Below are 23,928 nucleotides of genomic sequence, written 5' to 3' on the forward strand. Positions count from 1 at the left end.
AGGAATGGATTTTTTTAAAAACAGCAAAATACTATACACCATTGTAGCACTTGTGATTGCTCTCATCGCTGTATTTACCAACAATTCGCCTATTTCCCTCATTCAGCAGCATGAAAATTCAAGCAGCACATCCAGCAGTACATCGGACACTACATCAAGCAACGAATGCTCTGCAGAGACTCAAAGCGACAGGTTATTTACCGGCAAAGAGCTTGTCTTACAAGAAGGAAATGATAAATACGGATATTGCCACATTGTCGCGCATATGCAAAAACCAGGAGCGGACAATTACCATGGTAAAAGCCAATTCAGCAAGTATTTAAATGAAAAACAAGCCATGTCTATTGCCGAAGAAGTCATTAACGAAGGTGAAGACGGCACCAATAATAAATCTGGCAATTACGTTAAAGAAAAATATATTAGTTCTTTAAACCAAGAAGTTAGAGTTGTGTATACCGACTACAGAGGCAAAGACTACGACTACAGTGTAACGACCATGTATCCAATAGGTCATTAACCCTAATATATACAATGAAAAAAGCAGGCCCACGCCTGCTTTTTTGATTTTACCTCTATTTATAATTTACACCTTTAAAAAAGTCTCTTTAAATTTACAGTAGCATTTTTACCTCTTGGACATATTCTGAATATAAAAAAGAAACAGCCCCTTGCTTCTTTTTTAGAAAGAGGTTAAAAAATGAGTAACAAATATAAAGTCAGAAAAAACGTATTACATCTTACAGACACCGAAAAAAGAGATTTTATTCGTGCCGTGCTCATACTAAAGGAAAAAGGAATATATGACCGCTATATAGCCTGGCATGGTGCAGCAGGTAAATTTCATACTCCTCCGGGCAGCGATCGAAATGCAGCACATATGAGTTCTGCTTTTTTGCCGTGGCATCGTGAATACCTTTTGCGATTCGAACGTGACCTCCAGTCGATCAATCCAGAAGTAACCCTTCCTTATTGGGAATGGGAAACGGATGCACAGCTGCAGGATCCATCACAATCACCAATTTGGAGCGCAGATTTTATGGGCGGAAACGGAAATCCCAAAAAGGATTTTATCGTCGATACTGGGCCATTTGCAGCTGGGCGCTGGACGACGATCGATGAACAAGGAAATCCTTCTGGAGGGTTAAAACGTAATTTTGGAGCAACGAAAGAGGCGCCTACACTCCCTACTCGAGATGATGTTCTCAAAGCTTTAAAAATAACTCAATATGATACGCCGCCTTGGGATATGACCAGCCAAAACAGCTTTCGTAATCAGCTTGAAGGATTTATTAACGGACCGCAGCTTCACAATCGTGTACACCGTTGGGTTGGCGGACAGATGGGCGTTGTCCCTACTGCTCCGAACGATCCTGTCTTCTTTTTACACCACGCAAATGTGGATCGTATTTGGGCTGTATGGCAAATTGTTCATCGCAATCAAAACTATCTGCCGATGAAAAACGGACCATTTGGTCAAAACTTTAGAGATCCGATGTATCCTTGGAATACAACCCCTGAAGACGTTATGAACCATCGGAAGCTTGGGTACGTATACGATATAGAATTAAGAAAATCAAAACGTTCATCATAACCAGTTCTAAAAACAGCGGTATACAATCAAAAACAGGTAAACCCCTTCCCTTCTGACATAACTTATAAGGCCATAAGCATCGTAAAACTCACTGCATCATTTCCATTCACCATAAAATATAGTCAATCAACCATAATTGGGCTGTGAATAAGCTTCATATAAGGACCTTTGAACATATGAATAAGTTATCAAAGCTTTATAAAAGTTTTATAAATGAAGGGAAGATATTAAAATGCATAATAACGTAAACGCACCGTTTAGTTCTCACGAGAATGTACCGTTCTCACCTGCTATGGCTCACCACGGCTATGCTGCTCCTGCTTATGACCATATGATTCCACACTGCGGATATACAATGCCGGACTATGGATATATGGAATGTGGATATAGCGTTCCTTGCCACAGAGGTAATGGTTTTGCCATTATCATCGTACTGTTTATTTTACTCATTATTATTGGTGCATGTGGTTTCGGTTTCCATCACGATGATTGTTAACCTAAAAAACTCCAGTATAAATACTGGAGTTTTTTCATGTCTTAGTCGCTGCAAACCTTATAGCGTTTCGTCCAAATCTAGAGGTCTCAGCTTCTCTTCAATTTCTTTGCGCTTCGGCTCTAAAAATGGCGGCAGCGCTAATGTTTGACCCATTGTTTCAAGCGGTTCATCGGTCGCAAATCCAGGTGTGTCCGTTGATAATTCAAATAAAATGCCGTTTGGTTCTCTGAAATAAAGTGCTTTAAAATAGTATCGCTCTACTTTACCGGAATTCGGCAGACTGTTTTCATTTAATTGAGTTGCCCACTTATTGTATTCTTCTTCATTTGGCACACGGAAGGCAACGTGATGAACGCCACCGCGCCCTAAGCGAACTTTCGGCAAATCGGGTCTCGTTTCAATATGAACTTCGGCTCCGCTTCCGCCTTCACCCGTTGCATAAACCAAAATATCCTTTTGATTTTCTGCAAAAGATGGATAAGAACCTACATAGCGAAATCCCATAATGTTTGTTAGTACACCGACTGTTGGTTCTGCCGTGCCCACCGTTAGCGTGACCGGTCCTAAGCCGATGATCGCATGTTCTAACGGAATGTCTTCGCGCTTCCACGGCACGCCTGCTCTTACACCTTTTTCACCGTTGTCCGCGACAAGAAGCAAACGTGTACCTTCGTAATCTTTAAATGCTAATGTATCACGATTAGCTCGTTTAGCTATTTCTTCATATTCCACTCCGTGCTGCTCGAAGCGTTCTTTCCAAAAGTGTAGAGAATCCGTACTTTTAACGCGAAGCGACACGGTCGAAATATCAGATGCACCTTCATGCGTTCTTGCAAGCCCTGGAATATCAAAAAACGTTACTTCCGTTCCTGGGGTCCCTTCTCCATCTGCATAAAATAAGTGGTAAGACTGAGTGTTATCTTGATTCACCGTTTTTTTTACTAATCGCATGCCTAAAACTTTAGTGAAAAACTGATAGTTTTTCTCAGCTTTCCCCGTCAAAATAGATACATGATGCAACCCTAACAATTCCATCTGCTCCGCCTCTTTTCATAATGTATAAATTTTTAACTTACGCTAAAATTATCTTTAATTTGATTATCTTTAATTAAAGATAATTTTAAAGGATATACAGCCTGTTTGTCAATAACAAGAAAAGTACTGTGGACATAAAAAAAGAAACTAAAAACATATTCAGTTTCTTTTTGGATTTAAGCTAACGAATAAATCATTTTTTCAACCAGCCCTTATTTTTTAAGCGCGCGCTGCACATTTTGTTTCATCAGGGCTGCAATTTTCTTTTCATTTTCACGCGACGTCTGCTCTAATTTTTCTATAACTAGCTGCTGTCTCTCTGCTGAATGATTTTGACTTAGCTTTTGCTTGCCTTCCATTTTAGTAATATCGATCTTAAATCCAACGATTCCTTTGCTTAAACCATTCATATAAGCAGGGTCAACGTCATTTAGTGTATATGTACTACTCGGGCTTTCATATTTTTCTACCATCTTACTCAGCAGCCCAAGCAGTTCTGTTGGTTCTTCAATCATTTTCATGGTTCCATACACGTGAACAGCTTCATAATTCCATGTTGGTACAGCTTGATTCGTTTCATACCAAGACGGTGAAATATAGCAGTGAGGCCCTTGAAACACAATCAAAATTTCTTGATTTTCAGCATCTTTCCACTGCTGATTCGGACGAGCAAAATGCCCGTATAAAGCTTTTTCTTTCCGATCTAACATCAAGGGCAAATGAGTAGCATAAGGCTTTTCATTATGATATGAAAACAAAGTGGCGAATCCATTGTCTTCAATAAAATCATACATGATTTGTTCATCATTTACTTTAAAATACTTTGGAATATACATCGGCGCTTCTCCTTTATCTTTTATTTAGTAAAGAATATAATAATACAGGTGTTTGCAACAGCGTCAGTTATAAACTTTTTATGGAGGTCAGCAAACATTTAATCGTTTATGAATCGATTTTTTAAGAAGCTTATGCTATACTGCTGTGATGTAAACCGCTGATTTTTAATATGTATTTATTTAGCACATGATGCAATTAGATAGTTGTTGGTTAAGCAAAGCGTTGGGGATCAAAAAAAGAAGAGCCCGTTTAAAACAGCTCCTTTTTCTCGCTTATCTATATAATTGAGGATTTTTTTCTCGTTTGATAGGTCCGCCTTTTGCTATATGCCACTCAATGACGCGGTCCGTCAAGCGATCGTATACGTCGTCTTCTAAATACGGATCTTCTGCCGAAGTGAGCAAGGTGTGAACATCGGCTTTTATTTCGGCTAACATAGCTGAGCTGAATACGGCCGGGTCATTTAATACGTCTAGTATATATAGCACTAGCATCTCAAATCCGCCGTCCCAATTGGCATTTCCGTTGCCTTGAGCTTCACAGCGGAGCTTTTCAATAGCTCGGATAACCTCTCCTTCTACAATATCCGACTGCCCATTTCTCGGGACATAGTTTACCCATAGTTCTTTTGCTTCGTCAAAATATTTCATTCTCTACTCCTTTCTTCAGAAATCTATTCCTTATTGTTTCTTTGATTCATCGTCGTTCCAAAAACAACGCCTAATGAGGTCCCAATCGCAATACCAAACCCAATATTATCCATCATCATCCCAAGAGAAGCCCCCATCGCAATGCCCAGACCTAATCCCATTCCTAGATAATCTGTCTTTTTCTTTTCTTCAGGCAAAAAACCACTCCTTTTTCTCCTATTTTATTGATACCTTTTATACGTAAAAACCACGCTAAAAGTTTCATAAAAATGGAAAAAAGCAGCCGCTGTAACTGCTTTTTAAATGATGAGCTGATAAACGGCCTCTCCGAGCAGCAAAATCGACGTAAGCATGCAGATTACACCGAATACATACATCGTTTTACGTGCAAACCTCTCAAACGATATGCCAAAGCATCCTTTAGCTATCCAGTACATGGGGATAAGAAGCCCTCTAATCCGAACCCGCTTCATTGATTCATCGGATAATGATCGAGATAAAGAAAGGATGATTAACCCGGCCATCATAGAAAAAACCGCTATCACTATGTTTAAAATAGAACTATCCATACGTTCCCTTCTTTTTCCTTTTTATACCTCCTATTTTAGCATAAAGGCCAGTTAAAATGTACGTGCAGAAAAATACAAACAACTCAATAGGGAAAGGTATCCAAACCTTAAGAAAAGGGCAGTTTAAAAATAAAAAACTTTTCTTACTTAAAAAGGATGGATCACGTTGACAACCAATCAAAAGGAATATCTTGAAAAAATACATAGCATACAGGAAGATCTCTCCAAAACGTGGGCTGAATATTGGCATCACTACTCGAGTCCAAGCTCTTGGCAGTTTTGGGTGACCTTGGGCGCTTTTATTTTGCCTTTAGTCATTCTCTATTTTTTTATTGATCGAAAAAAAGCTTTTCATCTAGGGTTTTATGGATTTAACGTGCACGTTTGGTTTCACTATAGTGATACCGCTGGCGTTTATAACGGGCTGTGGACGTATCCTTACCAAATCAACACAATCATACCCGTAAGCTTTAGCCTAGATGCTTCGCTTATTCCTGTCTCTTTTATGTTGCTTTACCAATGGACGACCAACCGTCATAAAAACTATTATTTATACGCAACGGCTCTTTGTTTATTTTTTGCTTTTATTTTTAAACCATTATTAACAGGAATCGGCTTTTTCCAGCTGCATGAATGGGCTACTTACGGTTATTTATTTGTATTTTATCTCGGGGTGATAGTGCTATCAAAATGGATTACCAATCTGTTTCTTTATTTTGAAAAGCAGAATTGAATATGTTGAGTGCATGTAAAAAAACGTAAGCCTCTTTGCAAAGACCTTACGTTTTTTGTAGTGGCTTTATTTACTCCCTGTCAGCTTCCTCAAAAGATAGCACGCTTTTTTCATCACACAGTATCTCTTTTTCAGGCAGCCCATTTTTCTTGTGTGGATTTAGAACATGCTGCATCTAGCAACTATAAAACTTTTGTTAGAAAAGAAAATCTCGCTTTTCCTAAGCCCTGCTTAACTTAGCGTTGTATAAGTCCATTAAACTGCTTAAATCATCTAACAACGGGCAGTGGCCTACACCTTTCATGATTTTTAACGTTGCATTTTCCCCTATGCCTTTTGCGATGTCAGATGCATCTCTTGTTGAAACCATTTTATCTTCATCTCCTTGAATAACCATAGTAGGAATCGTGATTTTTTCCACCTCTCCTGTCCCTTGAACAACACCGTTAAAATCGTTTGAAATGTTAAATCTCATGAGTGCGTAATTGATATCAATTAAGTTTCGCTGCTTGATCGTTCCTTCTAAATACTTTTCAAATTGATCAGCAGACGGCTTATTTTTTGTATATAAAAATTGACGCAGCATCATTTTTAAAAACCATGTGTTTTTTGTTTCTTTCGCGTTTTCTACCATTCTAAATGCTTCTTTTACTTCTTCTTTGGTTTGTATAAAATTGTTAGGAATAGGCAGTTCTAAAAACGTTCTTCTTGGAATGGGATAGCCTTTGATGTTGACGGAGCTTAATAGGATTAAATTTTTGGCATCATTCGGATGATCAATCACATATTGCATAGCAACTGCTCCTCCTAATGACCACCCGCTTATTGTAAAAGCAGACAACTTTAAAGCATCTGCAAACAGTTTGACATCATCTGATAAGTCTTTGATTGTGTGGATAGGTGTATGATAAGTGGAGTCTCCAAACCCTCTTAGGTCGATGGCATAAGCTGTGATATGTTCTGGCAGTTCGTTCATTAACACATCCCAGTTAAGGGAAGAATTCATGTTTCCGTGAATTAACAAAAGCACCTCTTTTCCGCCTTTTTTCATTCGGTAATTTACTGTTTCTCCATTCGGTAATTCTACTTTTGCTTGTTCTAAAGCAGATACGGTCATCGCTATTTTCCTCTTTTCTTATATGATTAGAACGATAGCTATCTTTAATTTTTACATACCCTATTTATCTAGAGTTAAGCAGTTCAAAAGAAGTTGTACAAACACCAAGATGATTGTGCGTCATTCTATTTGCTAAAAAAAGGCAGCCAAATACGCGATTCGGCTGCCTTTTTATTATGAAGAAATATACGAATGAGCAACAAGGCCATTACTTTTTCGGTGCGTCTAATGCTTGATAAGCAAGCTGATATTTCCCGCCTTCAGCCACTTCTGCATGGTAGAGAGCTTTAAGAGCAAAGTTTTTTTCAAGGTTGTGCTCTTTCATCAGTCCATTCAGCTTACCTTGCAGTTCCTGATTGTCTTTAATGAGCTGCTTCATCTGTGATTTTAGATATTTCATGGTGTTTTCCGCTCCTTTCACTTGATGAATATCTATCAAGTATATCACTTAAGGATAGGACAATGGTAAAACGACTTACGATTGACGGATTAAATTTGTACCGCTCTGTTCTTTAAGCGCGCTACAAGCGGAACGACAATGATACCGGCGATAACAACTTGCATCACATTGCCTGGTATAGAGCCAAGCGGAAGGATCCAGTTACCGTAAAGAATCACTTCGGCAAAATAGTAGCCCACGATTTTCACAATCAGCGCAGCAACAACTGCCAGTGTGTTGACAAGTGCTCGTTTACCAGGTGCTTTTTCAGAGATAAGACCTGCTAAAAAGCCCATGGCCCCTACAATAATAAACGTAAACGGTGCCCACGCTGTCCATCCCGAGATCAGATCGAATAACCCCATTCCAAAAGCGCCGGCGATGGCTCCTGTTTTTTTACCGTAAATAAAGGCCGCTATAAAAAGAGGAACGTTGCCTAAATGGATGAGGCCTCCGTTACCCATGATTGGAAGCTTGATGTTGATAAACATTGTCGCTACAAACGTCAGTGCGATAAAAAGCGCATGCATGGATAAAGCTTTGATTTTGGTTGATTCTCTTGGTGAGTATGTTGAATTCATCTGTTGACCTCTTTCTTTTTTTACTACTATCATACTCCTATTTGGATACTAAATAAATATGTAAAACTATTTATTTAGTAGGGTATATCATTCTAGCAGCACACAGAGATCCGCTAACTTCAAAAATTGTCCTATCCGTTCTTAAAAAAATAAAGCTGCCTCTCCTTCCTTTAGCAGACTGCACCTCCTAATTTTGTTATGGCAAAGTGTCTGTTCGGACATAATATGAGCAAATCGTTCTTTTTCAAGAGTTGACGAAGGCTGATAAATATGAGAAGTTATATGTTTGTAGAAATGAATGGAATAACTTAGAATTCCAGCGGAACCTGTTACTATAATTGTACTGATATTGACCAAGTCCGTTCAGATTGTGGCAGTCATAATTTTTACATACAGCAAGCAAGTTATAGGAGGAGCAAGAATGGATAATAACGATATTTTAATTAGATTACGATATGCCTTGGATTTAAAAAATACAGAAATGGTAGAGATCTTTAATCTTGGCGGAGAAGATGTAACCAAAGAAGACGTATTAAAAATCCTTACGAGAACACCGGATGAAGAAGACGAGGATACAGTTCATGCGGACGATCATATACCGTGCACGAACAGTATGTTAGATTCTTTTTTAAACGGTTTTATTACCTTTAAAAGAGGAAAACAAGATCCTAAACCAGGGCAAGCACCTCCAGCGCCGGTTCAGAGCAATCAAAATATGTATAATGTCTTATTAAAGAAAGTGAAAATCGCTTTATCCCTAACAAGCGAAGAGATGTTAGAAGTATTTGACGACGGTGGAATACGTGTATCTAAAGCAGAATTAGGTGCTTTATTACGAAAAAAAGGCCATAAAAATTACAAACCGTGCAAAGAGAATTTTGCTCGAAAATTCCTAAGAGGCTTAACCGTACAATATAGAGGATAACATGATACACACTTTTTCAAATCAGAGTATCCATTATGAAATACGATATAAAAACCGAAGTTCTTTTGCAATTAAAGTAGACGGATACGGAACGGTCGAAGTCCTTGCTCCTAAAGGAACCTCTACTGAACAAGTACGTATGTTATTAGAGAACAACTGGGCATTAATTCAGCAAAAAATAAATGAAATGAAAGATAGAACGCATGGACCCAAGAAAAAAGTCTATGAACACGGAGAAAGCTTTTTATATGTAGGAAAAAACTATCCGATACAGATTCATCACGATTCGACCATTACAAAGGATTCTGTAGTGTTTGAAGCGAACACGCTTCAGATTTATGTCAATCAGCACGACGATGAAGCGATAAAACAAGCGCTCAAACGTTTTTACTATCAACAATGTAAAGCGCTCGTAACCAAAAGTATCTCCTCCTATCAAAAACATTTTAAAACAAAGCCGCGATCCATCTCGATTTCCGATAGCAAAAAAGCGTGGGGCACGTGTGATTCTAAGCGTCAGCTAACCTTCAACTGGCGGCTGGCAATGGCACCGCAGCACGTCATTGATTACGTAGTCGTTCATGAAATGTGCCACATGGTTCACATGAATCATGATCGGTCCTTTTGGCGTCTTGTCGGGAAAATTATGCCCGATTATCGTGAACAAGAGCACTGGCTGGAAATGTCGAGCTGGGAAATGACCGTGTAAAAAAGAGCAGGAGCCTTTAGGCATCCTGCTCTTTTCGTATTTTTAACTATAGCGATATTTTCGTAAATCTTTTAAAATAGAAATTTCTTTTAACAATTCTTCTCCGACATTTGTTTCTAAAACCATTTTTCTTTCTAGTTCTTTATCAACCAATCGCTTTACGGATAAAACGTCCGTTCCTTCTAATAAAATCTCTTCTTTTGAATTAAAGTGTTTGTGAGCGACTAGCTGCATGCCGTAAGAATTATATAATAATGTATATCCAGCGATACCTGTTGTGGATTGATACGCTTTTGAAAAACCGCCGTCAATAACAATCATCTTTCCATTTGCTTTGACCGGGTTTTCTCCTTCAATTTCTTTGACAGGCGTATGACCATTAATAATATGACCGTGATCAGGATTCAAATTAAATTCTGCGAGAATGTTTTGGCAGACTTCCTCATTTTCCCGTAAATAGTAGTATGGATTTTTCTTCTCTTTATGCGTTGCTTTATCACTGATAAAATATCGTTCAAACGTCGTCATGGCACGTTTCCCAAAGAGTGATGAATATTCTCCTGTCCACAGGTACCAGACCATATCTGTTGCCAAATCATCCGTTTCTTCAGGATGTGCAAAAGCCTCTTGTAAATAATGTTCAAACACATCAAGCAAGTTACGGCCTGCATACGTTTTATCTTCTATCGTCATTTTTTCCATGTTTCCTTCTTCATCTAAAGGAATGCAGCCGTGTATTAATAAGTTTCCGTTATATTTCAAATAAAGGCTGCCTTTTTTCATCAGAAACTTCATATGTCTCGCCAGCTTTTCCGAATGCTGCACGGAAAGCAGCAGTCTTTCCATTACCTGCTCTTCTTCTTCTAATAGCTGATCAGGCTGCTCGGGGTTAACCGTTGCAAAGCAGCTGTTTTCTAGCGGATACGTGTTTCCGTATATCGTAATTTCATTTTTATCATAATCAATTTTTTCAAGCAACAGCCTTTCTGACATATTAAAGAAAGGACGTCTTTTTATAATCGGACTTTCAAGCTTGAACTGAATCATCGCAATGGCCTGATGAATTTTCGTAATTTGTAGTCGCTCGTGATCGGATAGTTTGTCACTCGAGCTTACTTTTGGTCTAAAAGCAGGATTATCATCATAATATTTCTCCGCCAAGTTAAGCAGCGGTCTCAGGTTAATGCCATATACGTCTTCAATAATATCTAGATTGTCGTATCTCGCGCAGATCCGAATAATATTGGCAAGGCACACTTTCGAGCCCGCAAAAGCGCCTAGCCATAGCACATCGTGGTTTCCCCACTGAATATCAACGGAGTGATAGTTAATCAGCGTATCCATAATTTTATCCGGTTCAGGTCCACGATCATAAATATCCCCTACTACGTGCAGATGGTCCACAACCAATCTTTGCGTCGTATACGCAAGCCCTATAATAAGCTTATCGGCTTGCCCTAAAGAAATAATCTGCTGAACAATCTTTGTATAGTACTGTTCTTTATTTGTAAATTCATCCGTTTTGTACAGCAATTCTTCAATGATGTACACAAATTGCTCCGGCAATGCTTTACGCAGTTTAGAGCGCGTGTATTTAGAAGAAGCGTACGAGATGAGATTAAGCATACGATCGATGATTTCTTTATACCATTCATACAGTTCTTTTTTGTTTCGAAACTGCGCTTTAATCAACGGCAATTTTTCTTCAGGATAATACACTAATGTCGCAAATTCATTGATTTCTTGGTCAGATAATACATTTTTAAAAAGATCTTTGATTTTCTCTTTTACATTCCCTGAACCATTTCGCAGCACGTGCTGAAAAGCTTGATACTCGCCGTGTAAATCACTGACAAAATGTTCAGTCCCCTTTGGCAGATGAAGAATAGCTTCAAGGTTAATAATTTCGGTTACCACTTTTTCTTCCGTATCATACTTTTGTGCAAGTAAATCTAGATATTTTGTGTTCAAAACTATGTATCCCCTTTCAACGTTCACCATTTAGTACAATCACTCATTAAGCTTGTGATTATGATGTTAAATACCTTTTATTTAACTCTTCTCTTTTCTCTCCACGCCTCACCCCTTTATTTTAACCTATTTTACGTATGGGTAAAATGGTATAAAGTCTATTTGTCTATAAAGATTAACCGGTCTTGCCCCCTTGAAGATGATAGCTAGCTGCTAACAAAAAAAACCTGCTGATCTTAGTCAACAGGTTCGATACATATGAAAGAAGCGCACATAATTAAGAAAGTTTACTCCGACCTCTATACAATAGCAGAGTTTTTCTTCCCTCGCTGTGAGAAAACGCACAGCGCCAAGTCCTTGGTGGTGGTACGATAAAGATGACCTTTCTGAGACAGGAAAAGTCATCCTTTGTATGATATAAGAATCATCATTCTGTTGAATCTCTGTTCTTCTACGTTCAGAGATTTTTTCTGTTGGCTTTGTTAAATACAGCACGAGAGGAAAATGAATACAAATACATATGGTACACGTAGGCTATCTGAGTCTGCTGTTTGACGGCGGAAGAAGTTGTATGTGGCTTTTCCGAGTAACAATTGCTTCTATTATAATATGGAACGCTGTTGTCAAATTTCCAAGGAAGAAATACAAAGGAAAAATCATTACGTGAATGTATGCAGGTACCCTATCTACTTTAACTCTGACCGTCTCATTTTTTCAGCATATCCGATTTTAAAACCCTCCGCTCAGCAAGTGGATTTTACGATATAAAAAAGCAGCGGATGTAAAACATCACGCTGCTTTTTCTTATCTCTACACGCCTAAGTAAAAAAGGATGTAGTAGAGTGTTCTTACAATGTATTGATGATGTTAGTGAATATTATTCTTTCGGAAATTACCGCCTTTAACTTCGGCTACGTCATATACCGTAACAAAAGCCGTCGGGTCAATTTCATTGATAATTTCTTTCATTTTGCTTTCTTCCAAGCGGTTGATTACACATGTGATTTCCTTGAATTTTTCATGAGAGTATCCGCCGTAAGCTTCTTTATATGTAGCGCTTCGCCCTAAACGATCACGTATTGTCTCTACCATTAACGCAGGCTGAGAAGTGATAATCTGGAAGGTTTTCGATCCGCTTAGACCTACTTCTACGATGTGAATAACTTTGGATGCAATAAAGTATGCAATTGCAGAAAGAATCGCGCCTTGCAGACCAAATACTAATGAAACAAAAATAAAGACAAACGCATTTAAGAACAAAATAAGATCACTTGTTCCAAACGGCAATTTTCGAGAAAGCAGTACAGCTAGCATATCGATGCCATCTAGCGCGCCGCCATTACGCAGTGCAATTCCCATTCCAAAACCAAGGATAATACCGCCGACAACGGTTACAAGTAGTGTATCTCCTTCAATAATCGCTGGAGTATGATGCATGAGGCTTGTACCGACAGCTAGTGAGACGATTCCGAGGATGGAAAATATAGCAAAACTTTTCCCGATTTGTTGATATCCTAACCATACAAAAGGAATATTAATAACGGCAATGAGAACACCTAGTGGTAATCCAAATAGGTTTGACGCAACGATACTAATGCCTGTTACTCCTCCATCTGAGACGTGGTTTGGAATTAAGACAGTTTCTAAGCCGTAAGCTGCAATAATCCCTCCGATAATGACCATTAGTGCTCGGAAAGCAATTTTTAGCCGCTTAGGCCTGTGGTGTTTTTTAGTTGTGTTCATATAATTCCTCGCTTTTAAATGTTTTTTACTATTTAAGTGTACCACAAACATTCTCTTTATTTGAACTGAGGAGGCTTACGTATCGGTTTTTAGCTCACATAGTGCAAAATAGACAAAGGCGAACTTCTAGCTATACAGACTCTATCCTTGCAATACGTCATCATTTCTGTTAAGTTTAAGAAGAATTATTTTTGTTCGGCAAAGATTGATAAGTTACATAACTTTCGTCTATAGATTTGAGCAAGGATAGTAACACAATGTGTGCGTGTCACACTAGGAGGCAACAATTATGGAACAAGGTAAAGTAAAATGGTTTAACGCAGAAAAAGGTTTTGGATTCATCGAACGCGAAAACGGAGACGATGTATTTGTACATTTCTCAGCAATCCAAAGCGAAGGCTTCAAATCTTTAGACGAAGGTCAAGAAGTTACATTTGAAGTAGAACAAGGTCAACGCGGCCCTCAAGCTACTAACGTTCAAAAAGCGTAATCCGTCATAAATAGAAAAAGACAGACTCCATGGAGTCTGTCTTTTTCATTACTTTGAAAATGTAATAATAAAACCCTATCCACTGAGGAATAGGGCTTATTAATACAAAAATAGTAATCGGTAATACAAATGGTAAACTCAGTATAGCATAGTATTGGCGGAATCCAAACTATAAATCAATATTTCTTCATGAATAATTATGATTCGTGCTTCATTAACTCTTCTTCAAAGAAAAATGTACTGGGATATTTATCAACTGTATAAGAATATCTTTTCATATTTTTCACATAATGACTTTTTAAGATAATCACTATTTCATTAGATGCTTTTATACTTACTGTTTCTCCATTAGCAAATAAGCTTATACTCATATCCTTCATCCTCTCTCGTATCAAAACCAATCAAATTTTTAACTTTATTTATCGGGAAATATAATGTGCAGCTTATATTTGAGACGTTATCAGCATTCTGATAGTCAGCAACCTTTTCCAACGGCTAGTCCAATGAAGATTTCTTTTTTAATTATTAAAATCCAAAGCAAAAAGACCCCTATGTGGAGTCTTTTTACGTTGGATTAATTATGCTACTTTATGAACGTTAGCAGCTTGTGCTCCGCGTTGACCTTGTTCAATGTCAAACGTTACTTTTTGACCTTCTTCTAACGACTTAAAGCCTTCACCTTGAATAGAGCTGAAATGTACGAATACATCGTCTCCGCCTTCAATTTCGATAAAGCCGAAGCCTTTGTCTGCATTAAACCATTTCACTGTACCTTGTTCCATAATAGTGCCTCCTGGTGTGGAATACTCCACGGTTGTATTACTACCCTTGTCCAACCATACTATCTTAAGATAAAAAATTCTATTGAAGAGATTTCTCTTCTCTCAATCCTATACCGAACAAAAATAATTAATTTAATCGTAACATACGGAACCGCAGATAGCAAATACAGGAAATGGAATAAATCATCGAATGATAAAAAGAGCCTTCTCTTTGTAGCTCTATACAAAGAGAAGGCTCTTTTTGAGTGTTCCTATTTTACGCAGCAGTGAATGTAGCAGCTGCTTATTATTTACTTTATTTTTCTGTTTGCTCTGTGTGCCACCATAATGAATCTTTTGGATTTTCAACCGCTTCATTGTACTCAGACTTAGAAGCAACTGTAGGGTATGAACCTTTCAGTGATTTTCCTGCCGTGTTCGCGAACAGGAACAAGATTACGAAAAATCCGATGATGCTCACGATGGTTAAATAGAACGCTGGAGCTAAGTGATTGCCCGTTGCGTGAACTAACCATGTCGCAACTAATGGCGTCGTTCCACCAAAGATAGAAACTGAAACATTAAACGTAATCGCTAATGTTCGGTAGCGAATATCTGTGTAGAACATCGTTGGCAGCGTTCCTGGCATTGTTCCTTCATACGTAGCAAGTAAAACACCTAGAATAAGAATACCGATTGAAATAAAAACTAAACCATTTAAGTTGATTAAATAGAACGAAAAGGCTGACAGTAAGCTCAATCCGCCTAAACCGATTAAGAAAACTTTCTTGTTTCCGATTTTATCGCTCAGTTTTCCAAACATAAGAGCAAGCGGCACCATTAAAATCATAACTGCCGTAATTAATACCGTACCAACTGTGTTTGATAAACCAATAATTTCATTCAAATAAGAAGGCATGTACGATAATAGCATATAGTTTGTAATGTTAAAGAAAGCCACGGCTACGAAACAAACAAACACATCTTTTTTGTGATTTTTTAAAATAGAGAGGAAGCTTTCTTCTTCAACTTCGTCTTCGTTGGAAAGTTCATTTTCAAAAATAGGTGTTTCCCCTAAACTTCTTCGTAAATAAAAACCAATAAGGCCTAAAGGCAATCCTAATAAGAAGGGAATTCTCCAGCCCCATGAGGCCATCTGTTTATCCGAGAGAACAAAAAACAGTAAGCTGGCTAGCAGTGAAGCAAGAATATAGCCAACAAGTGTACCGATTTCTAGTCCACTTCCAAGCACATTTCGCTTATTGTCTGGAGACGATTCTGCAATATACACCATCGCACCAGCATATTCACCACCAGTTGAAAAACCTTGAATGATTCGTGCAATTAATAAAAGGATGGGTGCCCATATACCGATTTGATCATATGTAGGTAACAACCCAATGAGTAATGTGGAAAAGGCCATTAAAATAATGGTGGTGGTTAAAACGACTTTCCTTCCTAACTTGTCTCCAATTTTACCGAATATAACACCGCCTAATGGACGCATTAAAAAGGCAATCGCAAATGTGGCAAATGTGAACACTAATTTGAGCTGATCATTTTCAACTGCACTAAAAAAGTTTTGACTAATAATAACGGCTAAATATGAATACAAGCCAAAGTCAAACCATTCCATCGCGTTTCCTACTCCTGTAGCAAAGACGCTTTTTTTAGCTTTGTCAATATCTACGACGTTAATTTTTTTCTTGTTAAACTTCATTTCATCACGTCACCTCCGCGGTATACGATTATACAAGACTGAGTAGTAAAGTCAAATTTGACTTACTGTAATTCACACGTAACTGTCTTGGAACACTACTTATTTTTAAGTAAAAAACAAAAAATATTCATCTGGTGGTAAATATAAAAAAGGTTGCTGCTAAAGGGGTTAGAGCAAAAAAAATGCTAAAGAATAATCGTTGATAAAGAAATTAATTAAAAATAAAATAATTTTTTTATTTCAACGTACAATTCACGGATCATAATTTCCACTCAGATCACCTGACAATTATTGTCACAATCCATTAGATACAAGCTTCATTTTTGCAATGAATACACGGTTTTCATTACAAAAATTATGTAAACTTAGTAATAAATTATAAAGCTCGTTCTAATAATTGTAACAGTGTATGATTCTGCCCTTAGAACAAAATTTCAAGAGTTGGCTGGGTTCGGGGGATAAAAATTCAGCTCCTTTCTCCCTATCGTGGTTCGTGGCTTCATGGAAGTTTTCTACCGTAAAAGCAAACTGGTTTACAGTGCTGCTTTTGTCATATTCTTCAAGCTTTGTAATATGCTCGCTCAACCTCCTCACCAAGCTGTTTTCCCAAATTGAAAGATATCCTCTTTCTTCTCTTAAATACCCTCTAAGACAAACTTTAAACCTACATTCACTCATATAGTTTTGAACATAAAGATTCACGATAATTACAATTTTTTACATTAAATAAGTGTGAGTGTGCGATGACATAAAAAATAGACCTCCACTTAGACGGAGATCTATTTTTTCACTTGCTTTATTTTTTAGTAAGGCTGCCATCTCGCTCTAAAATTGGTACTTCAATATCTACCGTATTTGGATATTTAACTCCAAGCCCTGTATTTAAAGCAACAACCGTTTCGTTTTCTTTAATCCAGCCTTCTTCTCGCAAACGGCGTGCAGCTAAAAATGTAGCCGCACCTTCCGGACAAATAAACGATCCTTCAAGCTGCGCAACCTTTTTTTGTTCTTCCACAATCTTATCTTCATCGACCGCAATCGCACATCCATTTGTATTGTATACGGCTTCTAAAACAAGAAAGTCCCCAATTGCTTTTGGTACGTTGATACCAAAGGCGATGGTTGAAGAATCCGGCCAAAATTCAGATTCTTGTTTTCGTTCATTCCATGCTTTTACAATAGGCGCGCAGTTTTCAGCTTGTACCGCCACTAAACGAGGAAGATCACCTTTAATCCAGCCAAGCTCTTTTAATTCATTTAACGCTTTATAGATTCCAATTAAGCCAACGCCTCCTCCTGTTGGATATAAAATCACATCAGGAAGATTCCAAGAAAACTGTTCAGCAATTTCTAGGCCCATTGTTTTTTTACCTTCTATTCGGTACGGTTCTTTAAGCGTAGAAGCATCATAAAGACCCCATGCTTTAATAGCCTCACCGACAATTTTACCCGCATCACTTATGAGTCCATCGACTAAGTAAAGGTCAGCTCCAGCGACAGCACACTCATTTCGTGTAATAACAGGCGCATCTTTTGGCATGACAACCGTTGCTTTTATGTCAGCGCGCGACGAATACAGCGACCAAGCAGCTCCGGCGTTCCCATTTGTGGGCATGGCTAACTGTTCAACGCCAAGTTCTTTTGCTTTTGACACCCCTACAGCGGCGCCTCTAGCTTTAAACGATCCCGTTGGAATAATGCCTTCATCTTTCATATATAAGTTTGGAATGTTCATTTCTTTCCCTAGCTTAGGCATTTTTATAAGCGGAGTCATCCCTTCACCTAAGGACACGACGTTTTTAGGATCTTCTACTGGAAGCAGCTCATGATATCTCCATAAATTTGGTTCCCTGCTTTGAACAGCTTCTGGAGTCAAGTTAGCTTTCAATCTCTCTAAATCATACGCTACCAATAGCGGTGAGCCACATTCACATAATTGATGTTTTTCTTTTGGACTATATTCTTTTTTGCATTTAGGACAATATAAGTGAGAAACATAACTAAACGGCATCATACACACTCCTTTAAATTCTGTAAACGTACTATATACATTATAATTTATATTATTTTTATCAGAATTGTAAGGTATGATTTACCCATCATTTTATTGAATATTTTAAAAAGCATAAAACCCTATTAAATTAAGATTTTATGCTTTTTCCTACGTTGTTTATATTACTTTTTTAGAATTAACCTCAGTAAATTTAAATAAAAACGCGAAAAAGAAACGCACTTCACACTTTAAATATAGGAATAATTATTTTAGTGTGTTAAAAAGCGACTTGAAGGAGGTAACGAAGGGCAGTGAGTGCACTTTCGATGCTTAACAAACGTAATAATAGAATGTACACTTATATAAAACTCCACCTTCACTATTATTCAGAACGAAACTGTTTCAAAAAGACCTGTCTTAAACTATTTGACAATGCGTCTGCTTGCAGAACTCTATCCAGCTTCTCTTTATTAAACCGGTCTTTAAATTTCACATCATTAACTGCTGAGATAGAAACTTCGTTCGGATCTTTCTCAAGAAGGATCAAATCATCTTGTACTGAGACGATGCCTTCTTTTAAAACGCGAAATAAAAATCCTGTATAGCCCGTGTCTCTCATTTTCACAACGATATCCGGCACTTCATATTTTGCAGCAAGCTTGTAACAAGGATTTCTAGGTTCAGATACTTGAATAATGGACTCACCAAATGCAAATATATCCCCGACGTGCGCGTTCCTTTCTGTTAATCCAACGGTTGTGATGTTTTCTCCAAACAACGCGGTTTTAACAGGGTTTTGGATGATGTTATTCCAGTATTCATAATAATCATAAGGATACAGACATAGCGCTTTGTCCACTCCTCCATGATCTTTGTACGCCTGCTCGTCACCTTCTAGCCCCAACTTACTTAAAAAGACGGGTTCATCTGCTGCTGTTTTTCTAATAGCTGATTGAAACGTTCGTTTTCCATACGTAAGTGTTTCAATTTTTCCGTAGTTAAGCGACTGAACTTGATAGTGATCTGCCATATGCTCTCTCCTTTTTTAAATCAATAGATTTTTTCATCATGTGATAATTCTTTCACCTCTGAGCGCTTGTGCATGAATGCAGTAAGCACTAGCAAACAAATTGTTAAAACAAGTAAAACAAAAAATAACGGCGTATTTGTATGAAAGAGATCGCGCACAAAACCAGATAAAACCGGAGCGCACCCTCCTACAATATATCCCCCTGATTGCATCATAGCTGTCCATGAGCTCGCTTCTTGAGGCGAATTTGTCTCGTTTAACGGCAGCATAAGTGCTAAAGGAAAAAGTCCTCCAAGCCCTATTCCTAATAGTATCGAAGAAAACCAAAGACTGGTTAAAGGATAGAGAATGAAAACTAAACCCGCTGATGCAAATAATGTACTGCTTACAAGCCAAAAGGTTTGGTTTTTATAATAATCGGCTAGCGTTGGAATTAAAAAGCTAAACGCCATTTGAACGAACGTAAAAACGGTAATAAGCGTACCCGCTTCTTGATTACTCATGCCCAAATCGTGTGCGGCTGGCGCTAGCCATGTGGTCACAGAGTAAAAAATGCCGGCCTGCAGCCCAAAGAAAAGCGTAAACAGCCAGGCTTTTTTATTTTTTAACGGCAGCTTGTTTTTTCTGGAGCCAAACGCTTGCTGAGATTTACGCGCAATCGGAGACCAAACAATGAGAGCAATCACGGCCAGCACGCTCCAGCTAGCAAGAACTACATTCCACGAATCGTGCAGTACATGCTGCAAAGGTACCGTCAGCCCTGCGCTTAACGAAGCGCCCGTTCCCATGCCCACGGAGTAAATTCCGATCATGAGGCCTATTCTATTTGGAAATTTCTTTTTGATAAATCCCGATAACAGCGGTCCAGCGATGGCAATACCTACACCTAAAAGAAAAGCACTGCTTAAAAGAACAGATATTGAGTGTGCGGCCACTCTCATACACGTCGCGATTCCAATCACCACTAAGCAAAAAGAAATCACTTTTTCAACTCCCCACAGCCCTTCAAGTTTTCCTGTAAACAATGCAAACAACCCCATACATAACACAGGAATAGCTGTTAAAAAACTAACTGTAACATTGCTCAGTCCCAGCTGATTACGTATGGTCTCAAGCACAGGCGATACCGATGTAATGCCGATTCGTAAATTAATTGAAACTAAAAATAAAGCAATCACATACACATATATTCTCTCTTTTGACTTCATGTAGTATTCCTCTCCTCGTTAATTCAGTATATCATCTGATGTTTAGTTTTTTAAAAAAGGAACTTAGGTAAGCTCCAAATTTTGACCGGCATATTTTTTTGCTTGTTCTGTATCTCCATTCAAAATAGCGGTAAATAAGTTTTCATGAATGGTGGAATTATCTTTATAATCAACCGTTTTTAAAATGAGCTGACTCAGTGTGTGTCGCAGCACAGGCACAAACGATTGATATAAATCCATTAAAACATTATTTTCACTGGCTTCTGCAATCGAAAGATGAAACTGAATATCCGCTTCTATATATTCAGCGTAATTGCCTTTTTCAAGCTCTTTTTTTCGTTTATCTAAATGCCCTTTCATCTTTAACAAGTCTTCATCCGTTCGACGCTGCGCCGCTAACATCGCCACTTGCAAATCAAGCATTTCACGCGCTTCATAAATATGATTTATATCTGCCGTTTGAAGTCTTGTTTCAAACGAATCCTGTGTGAAGCTAAGAGACTTAATTCTCGTTCCTTTTCCTTGTTTCACTTCCAGTACATTTGCATGAACAAGAATTTTAACCGCTTCTCGCAAGGTAGATCGCCCTACCCCCAGCTCTTCCATTAGCTGAGGCTCCGTTGGAAGCTGATCTCCCACCTGATATTGACCTGAAAAAATTTTCGTTTGAAGCTGATCTAGCACTTCGTCCACTAGCTTTCGACGCGGTACTTTTGAAAACGATTGTTTATTATGTATATTCATCTGCTCATCTCCTGTTTATATCACCTTTATCATAAACAAATTTATGTTGTTTGGCAAGAGTGCTATAGATTAAGGAGCAGCGCGTGGAGTGCTCGTTACGCTAATTAAGCAAGGAGAATCACCGCCCCTTACTTCTAGATTTTAATAAGTCTTTATCAGTAGTAAAAAAAGGCTCCGTTAAACTTAAAAGCCTGCCTACTCAAACCTAAATCCAATCCCGCCGTCTACAATAATATTTTGACCCGTAACAAACGATGCGTCATCCGAAAGGAGCCATTTTACTGCTTTTGCGGCTTCAAGCGGATCACCAATTCTGCCTAGCGCGTTTAATTTTTTATAGGATTCATTGAGCTTTGCTTTTTCCTCTGAAGATAGATCAGAAAATTTTTCTTCTAACATAGATGTCCGAAATGCACCTGGACACAGAGAGTTAATTCTTATATTTTGATGGCCATATTCCTGAGCAACTGATTTTGTTAAAGCGATCACACCGCTTTTGCCGGCCGCATATACGCCTGTCCCTGCTGAACATAAAATAGCGTCCATTGACGACGTATTCACGATGACACCGCTGTTTTGTTTGGTCATTACCTGCAGCTGGTATTTCATACAAAGCCATACGCTTTTTAACGTAACGTTTATTAAATGGTCAAAGTCTTCTTCTTTGAATTCATGGGTAGCATTAGAAGCTGCCTCCGTGTTAGCCGCATTATTAAAGCCCACATCAATTTTTCCAAATGCAGAGTATGTTTGGCTCACAAGGTTTTTAACATCTTGACTATTCGTTACATCCGTTTTGATAAAAAGAGAGTGAGGAGACCATTTTCTTAATACAGAAAGAGCTTCTTCTCCTTTTTCACTATTTCTAGAAGCAATCACAAGATGCATGCCCTCTTTTGCGAGTAATTCCGCTGTTGCTAAGCCAATCCCCGACGTTCCACCCGTAATAATCCCTACTTTTTCTTCAAACATACGTTTCTCCCCTTTTGCGTTTAATAAAATCTCAACAAATTAAATTGAGTAACACTAGCCATAGAAGTTATTCAGCTTTAGGTAGATTAATCCCTGCTTCGAAACACTAAAAAGAGAGTGAGACGCAACTAAAGCAATTCAATCTAAAGGCGAGCAAATCGGATACATGAGCTAGTTTGGGTCACTCGCTACACCGCTGTTGATTTCCGTGCAAGGCTTCGCTTTCCGCGGGCGGCCTCTGAGCCTCCTCGTCGCTTACGCTCCTGCGGGGTCTCACCTATTCCGCTTTTCCCGCAGGAGTCTTCGCCTTGCCCTCCAATCAACCGCTAGACGCACGTACCCACATAAACGAAATCTACGTTCATCCCAATAACAAAAAATCCGAACGAGTTTGATTCTCCATCAAGAATCTCCATTCCTTGTTCGGATTCACCTTCAACTAGACTACTTTTGTCACAACCTCTTTTAATTAGCCACTAACCTGATGTTGAGAAACAGATAAAGTAGATTTTCGGTTCCATAAATAAAAGGCATATGCGCTTAAAAATAGAAGCAGCGCGTAATTAACAAATAAAGAATCATTTGCGTTGACAGGGCTTGTAAACTGGAGAAAATTATTTAAGCCGTGAAATACAATCGTCACTCCAATCGATTGACCGTTAACGATCAGTAAAGCCAAGACCAAACCAATAACAAATGCAAATAAAATTTGAAAAATTGTATTTGCTACCGATTGACCGCTTAACATATTTAAACTGTGCGTAAAGGCAAATAGGAACGATGATAGAAGAACCGCTACTTTATAGCTTTTTGATAACAGCAAATTCAGCATAAATCCTCTAAATACCATCTCCTCTACAAATGCTATGACTAGAGTTTGGGTAAGCAAAATAAGAACAATATCTGCAATGGAACTTCCGTGTACACCTTTGTTCCCGATGAGGATAATAAGCAAATACAAAAGAAGCGGAGAAAGAAAGAGGATTCTTGTTCTAAAGGACATGTTTTGTTGAAAGGAGAAAAAATGCTGCCACTTTTTTGTTTTTGTTAGATAAAAAGCTATTCCTATTGCTAAAGGGACAACTCCTAAAAACTGAAGATAATGTGCAGTAGGATGCGTCATGCTCACGTATGCACCGTTTACCACAAACCAAAAGATAACTAAGATTTCTAGGCCAATAACTTTCCATAAAAGCTTTGACTTGATCATCACTACACTACCTTTCTACTTTAGGCTTCATTGATAACCTATATTCGTTTTAAGGATTTTATATGTTTTCACCTTTTTATCATTCGAGCTCAAAGATCATGTGAGGCAACGCTTCTTCCTTTTAAAATAAGAAGATCGTTCCTTCCTTTTTTACTGTGATTACACAAGGTATAAAAACACACAAAACCCTGACCACGTGACATAGTCACCAAACTTCATTTTTTTACCGCCTCTCACAAGTACATTTACAGCCCAATTCAAAGCACTTCCCTCGGACGTTTTAACTACATACTTTCTCGCTAAAGCGTATGCTCCCACTCGAAATAAGTAATAGCTGACTAAGCATAAAAAAGAGATGGTCATAAAATTTAAATTTAACTCTTTCACCTTGTACACCCCATCGT

General features: G+C 38.2%; 28 protein-coding genes. 7 read left to right on the top strand and 21 right to left on the bottom strand.

Features of this window, described 5'->3' with window-relative positions; all coding sequences use genetic code 11:
* Window positions 1-4 precede the first annotated feature (4 nt).
* The 3 genes from NST66_RS16215 to NST66_RS16225 all read left to right on the top strand — a co-directional run bounded on the left by NST66_RS16215 (window position 5) and on the right by NST66_RS16225 (window position 2,087).
* Window positions 5-517: a hypothetical protein gene (locus NST66_RS16215; RefSeq protein ID WP_048019526.1), complete on the top strand. Its 513-nt coding sequence runs from the start codon at window positions 5-7 to the stop codon at window positions 515-517.
* A gap of 180 nt (window positions 518-697) precedes the next feature.
* The gene (locus NST66_RS16220; RefSeq protein ID WP_176343732.1) at window positions 698-1,591 is read left to right on the top strand and encodes a tyrosinase family protein; all 894 of its coding nucleotides are present in this window, start codon (window positions 698-700) and stop codon (window positions 1,589-1,591) included.
* Between the two features lie 292 nt (window positions 1,592-1,883).
* On the top strand, window positions 1,884-2,087 hold the full coding sequence (locus NST66_RS16225) for a YjcZ family sporulation protein (protein WP_375164330.1): 204 nt from the start codon (window positions 1,884-1,886) through the stop codon (window positions 2,085-2,087).
* A 57-nt stretch (window positions 2,088-2,144) separates the two neighbouring features.
* Here NST66_RS16225 and NST66_RS16230 read toward each other — a convergent pair whose 3' ends face one another.
* From NST66_RS16230 to NST66_RS16250, 5 genes are all read right to left on the bottom strand, one after another.
* Entirely contained in the window at window positions 2,145-3,122 is a 978-nt protein-coding gene (locus tag NST66_RS16230) for a ring-cleaving dioxygenase (RefSeq protein ID WP_205664245.1), read from the bottom strand.
* Between the two features lie 212 nt (window positions 3,123-3,334).
* Window positions 3,335-3,958 (bottom strand): FMN-binding negative transcriptional regulator, encoded by a 624-nt coding sequence (locus NST66_RS16235; protein WP_034268498.1) that lies wholly within the window; start codon window positions 3,956-3,958, stop codon window positions 3,335-3,337.
* Between the two features lie 273 nt (window positions 3,959-4,231).
* A complete protein-coding gene (locus tag NST66_RS16240) occupies window positions 4,232-4,609 on the bottom strand; it encodes a hypothetical protein (protein ID WP_340843517.1) in 378 nt (125 codons plus the stop codon).
* A 23-nt stretch (window positions 4,610-4,632) separates the two neighbouring features.
* Window positions 4,633-4,806, bottom strand: coding sequence for a hypothetical protein (locus NST66_RS16245; protein WP_155278279.1), 174 nt, complete (start codon window positions 4,804-4,806; stop codon window positions 4,633-4,635).
* A gap of 102 nt (window positions 4,807-4,908) precedes the next feature.
* Entirely contained in the window at window positions 4,909-5,178 is a 270-nt protein-coding gene (locus tag NST66_RS16250) for a hypothetical protein (RefSeq protein ID WP_033580239.1), read from the bottom strand.
* A 166-nt stretch (window positions 5,179-5,344) separates the two neighbouring features.
* Between NST66_RS16250 and NST66_RS16255 the strand changes: the two genes are divergently transcribed.
* On the top strand, window positions 5,345-5,911 hold the full coding sequence (locus NST66_RS16255; RefSeq protein ID WP_340843518.1) for a CBO0543 family protein: 567 nt from the start codon (window positions 5,345-5,347) through the stop codon (window positions 5,909-5,911).
* Window positions 5,912-6,131: 220 nt separating this feature from the next.
* Here the strand turns inward: NST66_RS16255 and phaZ are convergent, their stop codons facing one another.
* From phaZ to NST66_RS16270, 3 genes are all read right to left on the bottom strand, one after another.
* A complete protein-coding gene (gene phaZ, locus NST66_RS16260) occupies window positions 6,132-7,028 on the bottom strand; it encodes an intracellular short-chain-length polyhydroxyalkanoate depolymerase (RefSeq protein WP_028414614.1) in 897 nt (298 codons plus the stop codon).
* 208 nt (window positions 7,029-7,236) lie between these two features.
* Window positions 7,237-7,428, bottom strand: a complete 192-nt coding sequence (locus NST66_RS16265) for a hypothetical protein (RefSeq protein ID WP_033580237.1) — start codon at window positions 7,426-7,428, stop codon at window positions 7,237-7,239.
* An 89-nt stretch (window positions 7,429-7,517) separates the two neighbouring features.
* Window positions 7,518-8,048, bottom strand: a complete 531-nt coding sequence (locus tag NST66_RS16270; RefSeq protein ID WP_033580236.1) for an ECF transporter S component — start codon at window positions 8,046-8,048, stop codon at window positions 7,518-7,520.
* 421 nt (window positions 8,049-8,469) lie between these two features.
* Between NST66_RS16270 and NST66_RS16275 the strand changes: the two genes are divergently transcribed.
* Both NST66_RS16275 and NST66_RS16280 read left to right on the top strand, forming a co-directional pair.
* The gene (locus NST66_RS16275; protein WP_098627602.1) at window positions 8,470-8,973 is read left to right on the top strand and encodes a YehS family protein; all 504 of its coding nucleotides are present in this window, start codon (window positions 8,470-8,472) and stop codon (window positions 8,971-8,973) included.
* Window position 8,974: 1 nt separating this feature from the next.
* Window positions 8,975-9,682, top strand: coding sequence for a M48 family metallopeptidase (locus NST66_RS16280; RefSeq protein ID WP_033580234.1), 708 nt, complete (start codon window positions 8,975-8,977; stop codon window positions 9,680-9,682).
* A gap of 42 nt (window positions 9,683-9,724) precedes the next feature.
* Here the strand turns inward: NST66_RS16280 and fbp are convergent, their stop codons facing one another.
* Both fbp and NST66_RS16290 read right to left on the bottom strand, forming a co-directional pair.
* Window positions 9,725-11,653, bottom strand: coding sequence for a fructose-1,6-bisphosphatase (fbp, locus tag NST66_RS16285; RefSeq protein ID WP_047750390.1), 1,929 nt, complete (start codon window positions 11,651-11,653; stop codon window positions 9,725-9,727).
* Window positions 11,654-12,520: 867 nt separating this feature from the next.
* Window positions 12,521-13,396, bottom strand: coding sequence for a YitT family protein (locus tag NST66_RS16290; protein ID WP_013058095.1), 876 nt, complete (start codon window positions 13,394-13,396; stop codon window positions 12,521-12,523).
* A 289-nt stretch (window positions 13,397-13,685) separates the two neighbouring features.
* Between NST66_RS16290 and NST66_RS16295 the strand changes: the two genes are divergently transcribed.
* Window positions 13,686-13,886 (top strand): cold-shock protein, encoded by a 201-nt coding sequence (locus NST66_RS16295; RefSeq protein WP_029714163.1) that lies wholly within the window; start codon window positions 13,686-13,688, stop codon window positions 13,884-13,886.
* Window positions 13,887-14,083: 197 nt separating this feature from the next.
* On the opposite strand, the gene NST66_RS16300 is transcribed toward NST66_RS16295, so the two are convergent.
* From NST66_RS16300 to NST66_RS16350, 11 genes are all read right to left on the bottom strand, one after another.
* Window positions 14,084-14,257, bottom strand: coding sequence for a hypothetical protein (locus tag NST66_RS16300; protein ID WP_014459100.1), 174 nt, complete (start codon window positions 14,255-14,257; stop codon window positions 14,084-14,086).
* A 207-nt stretch (window positions 14,258-14,464) separates the two neighbouring features.
* Complete coding sequence (locus tag NST66_RS16305) at window positions 14,465-14,668, bottom strand: cold-shock protein (RefSeq protein ID WP_013056405.1); 204 nt, start codon at window positions 14,666-14,668, stop codon at window positions 14,465-14,467.
* A gap of 295 nt (window positions 14,669-14,963) precedes the next feature.
* Window positions 14,964-16,367 (bottom strand): MFS transporter, encoded by a 1,404-nt coding sequence (locus NST66_RS16310; RefSeq protein WP_033580232.1) that lies wholly within the window; start codon window positions 16,365-16,367, stop codon window positions 14,964-14,966.
* A 796-nt stretch (window positions 16,368-17,163) separates the two neighbouring features.
* On the bottom strand, window positions 17,164-18,378 hold the full coding sequence (locus tag NST66_RS16315; protein WP_098627604.1) for a threonine synthase: 1,215 nt from the start codon (window positions 18,376-18,378) through the stop codon (window positions 17,164-17,166).
* A gap of 364 nt (window positions 18,379-18,742) precedes the next feature.
* Entirely contained in the window at window positions 18,743-19,390 is a 648-nt protein-coding gene (locus NST66_RS16320; protein WP_251439668.1) for an MOSC domain-containing protein, read from the bottom strand.
* 20 nt (window positions 19,391-19,410) lie between these two features.
* Window positions 19,411-20,598 (bottom strand): MFS transporter, encoded by a 1,188-nt coding sequence (locus NST66_RS16325; RefSeq protein ID WP_034268464.1) that lies wholly within the window; start codon window positions 20,596-20,598, stop codon window positions 19,411-19,413.
* A gap of 63 nt (window positions 20,599-20,661) precedes the next feature.
* Window positions 20,662-21,342, bottom strand: a complete 681-nt coding sequence (locus tag NST66_RS16330; RefSeq protein ID WP_340843519.1) for a FadR/GntR family transcriptional regulator — start codon at window positions 21,340-21,342, stop codon at window positions 20,662-20,664.
* Window positions 21,343-21,537: 195 nt separating this feature from the next.
* On the bottom strand, window positions 21,538-22,314 hold the full coding sequence (locus tag NST66_RS16335) for an SDR family NAD(P)-dependent oxidoreductase (protein WP_340843520.1): 777 nt from the start codon (window positions 22,312-22,314) through the stop codon (window positions 21,538-21,540).
* A gap of 188 nt (window positions 22,315-22,502) precedes the next feature.
* On the bottom strand, window positions 22,503-22,637 hold the full coding sequence (locus NST66_RS16340; protein ID WP_268952797.1) for a hypothetical protein: 135 nt from the start codon (window positions 22,635-22,637) through the stop codon (window positions 22,503-22,505).
* Between the two features lie 146 nt (window positions 22,638-22,783).
* The gene (locus NST66_RS16345) at window positions 22,784-23,524 is read right to left on the bottom strand and encodes a CPBP family intramembrane glutamic endopeptidase (protein WP_340843521.1); all 741 of its coding nucleotides are present in this window, start codon (window positions 23,522-23,524) and stop codon (window positions 22,784-22,786) included.
* A gap of 159 nt (window positions 23,525-23,683) precedes the next feature.
* Window positions 23,684-23,911: a hypothetical protein gene (locus NST66_RS16350; protein WP_033580222.1), complete on the bottom strand. Its 228-nt coding sequence runs from the start codon at window positions 23,909-23,911 to the stop codon at window positions 23,684-23,686.
* Between the last annotated feature and the right edge of the window lie 17 nt (window positions 23,912-23,928).

The sequence above is a fragment of the Priestia sp. FSL W8-0524 genome (assembly GCF_038005965.1).
GTDB classification, from domain to species: Bacteria; Bacillota; Bacilli; order Bacillales; family Bacillaceae_H; genus Priestia; species Priestia zanthoxyli.

Excerpts from the sequence above, each read along its gene's own strand:
- NST66_RS16275 (WP_098627602.1), top strand. The coding sequence starts at position 8,470 with ATGGATAATAACGATATTTTAATTAGATTACGATATGCCTTGGATTTA.
- NST66_RS16345 (WP_340843521.1), bottom strand. The coding sequence starts at position 23,524 with ATGATCAAGTCAAAGCTTTTATGGAAAGTTATTGGCCTAGAAATCTTA.
- NST66_RS16335 (WP_340843520.1), bottom strand. The coding sequence starts at position 22,314 with ATGTTTGAAGAAAAAGTAGGGATTATTACGGGTGGAACGTCGGGGATT.
- NST66_RS16315 (WP_098627604.1), bottom strand. The coding sequence starts at position 18,378 with ATGCCGTTTAGTTATGTTTCTCACTTATATTGTCCTAAATGCAAAAAA.
- NST66_RS16310 (WP_033580232.1), bottom strand. The coding sequence starts at position 16,367 with ATGAAGTTTAACAAGAAAAAAATTAACGTCGTAGATATTGACAAAGCT.
- NST66_RS16280 (WP_033580234.1), top strand. The coding sequence starts at position 8,975 with ATGATACACACTTTTTCAAATCAGAGTATCCATTATGAAATACGATAT.
- NST66_RS16240 (WP_340843517.1), bottom strand. The coding sequence starts at position 4,609 with ATGAAATATTTTGACGAAGCAAAAGAACTATGGGTAAACTATGTCCCG.
- NST66_RS16220 (WP_176343732.1), top strand. The coding sequence starts at position 698 with ATGAGTAACAAATATAAAGTCAGAAAAAACGTATTACATCTTACAGAC.
- NST66_RS16225 (WP_375164330.1), top strand. The coding sequence starts at position 1,884 with ATGGCTCACCACGGCTATGCTGCTCCTGCTTATGACCATATGATTCCA.
- NST66_RS16320 (WP_251439668.1), bottom strand. The coding sequence starts at position 19,390 with ATGGCAGATCACTATCAAGTTCAGTCGCTTAACTACGGAAAAATTGAA.
- NST66_RS16290 (WP_013058095.1), bottom strand. The coding sequence starts at position 13,396 with ATGAACACAACTAAAAAACACCACAGGCCTAAGCGGCTAAAAATTGCT.
- NST66_RS16235 (WP_034268498.1), bottom strand. The coding sequence starts at position 3,958 with ATGTATATTCCAAAGTATTTTAAAGTAAATGATGAACAAATCATGTAT.
- NST66_RS16300 (WP_014459100.1), bottom strand. The coding sequence starts at position 14,257 with ATGAGTATAAGCTTATTTGCTAATGGAGAAACAGTAAGTATAAAAGCA.
- NST66_RS16265 (WP_033580237.1), bottom strand. The coding sequence starts at position 7,428 with ATGAAATATCTAAAATCACAGATGAAGCAGCTCATTAAAGACAATCAG.
- NST66_RS16305 (WP_013056405.1), bottom strand. The coding sequence starts at position 14,668 with ATGGAACAAGGTACAGTGAAATGGTTTAATGCAGACAAAGGCTTCGGC.
- NST66_RS16270 (WP_033580236.1), bottom strand. The coding sequence starts at position 8,048 with ATGAATTCAACATACTCACCAAGAGAATCAACCAAAATCAAAGCTTTA.
- phaZ (WP_028414614.1), bottom strand. The coding sequence starts at position 7,028 with ATGACCGTATCTGCTTTAGAACAAGCAAAAGTAGAATTACCGAATGGA.
- NST66_RS16215 (WP_048019526.1), top strand. The coding sequence starts at position 5 with ATGGATTTTTTTAAAAACAGCAAAATACTATACACCATTGTAGCACTT.
- NST66_RS16295 (WP_029714163.1), top strand. The coding sequence starts at position 13,686 with ATGGAACAAGGTAAAGTAAAATGGTTTAACGCAGAAAAAGGTTTTGGA.
- NST66_RS16250 (WP_033580239.1), bottom strand. The coding sequence starts at position 5,178 with ATGGATAGTTCTATTTTAAACATAGTGATAGCGGTTTTTTCTATGATG.
- NST66_RS16230 (WP_205664245.1), bottom strand. The coding sequence starts at position 3,122 with ATGGAATTGTTAGGGTTGCATCATGTATCTATTTTGACGGGGAAAGCT.
- NST66_RS16330 (WP_340843519.1), bottom strand. The coding sequence starts at position 21,342 with ATGAATATACATAATAAACAATCGTTTTCAAAAGTACCGCGTCGAAAG.
- NST66_RS16325 (WP_034268464.1), bottom strand. The coding sequence starts at position 20,598 with ATGAAGTCAAAAGAGAGAATATATGTGTATGTGATTGCTTTATTTTTA.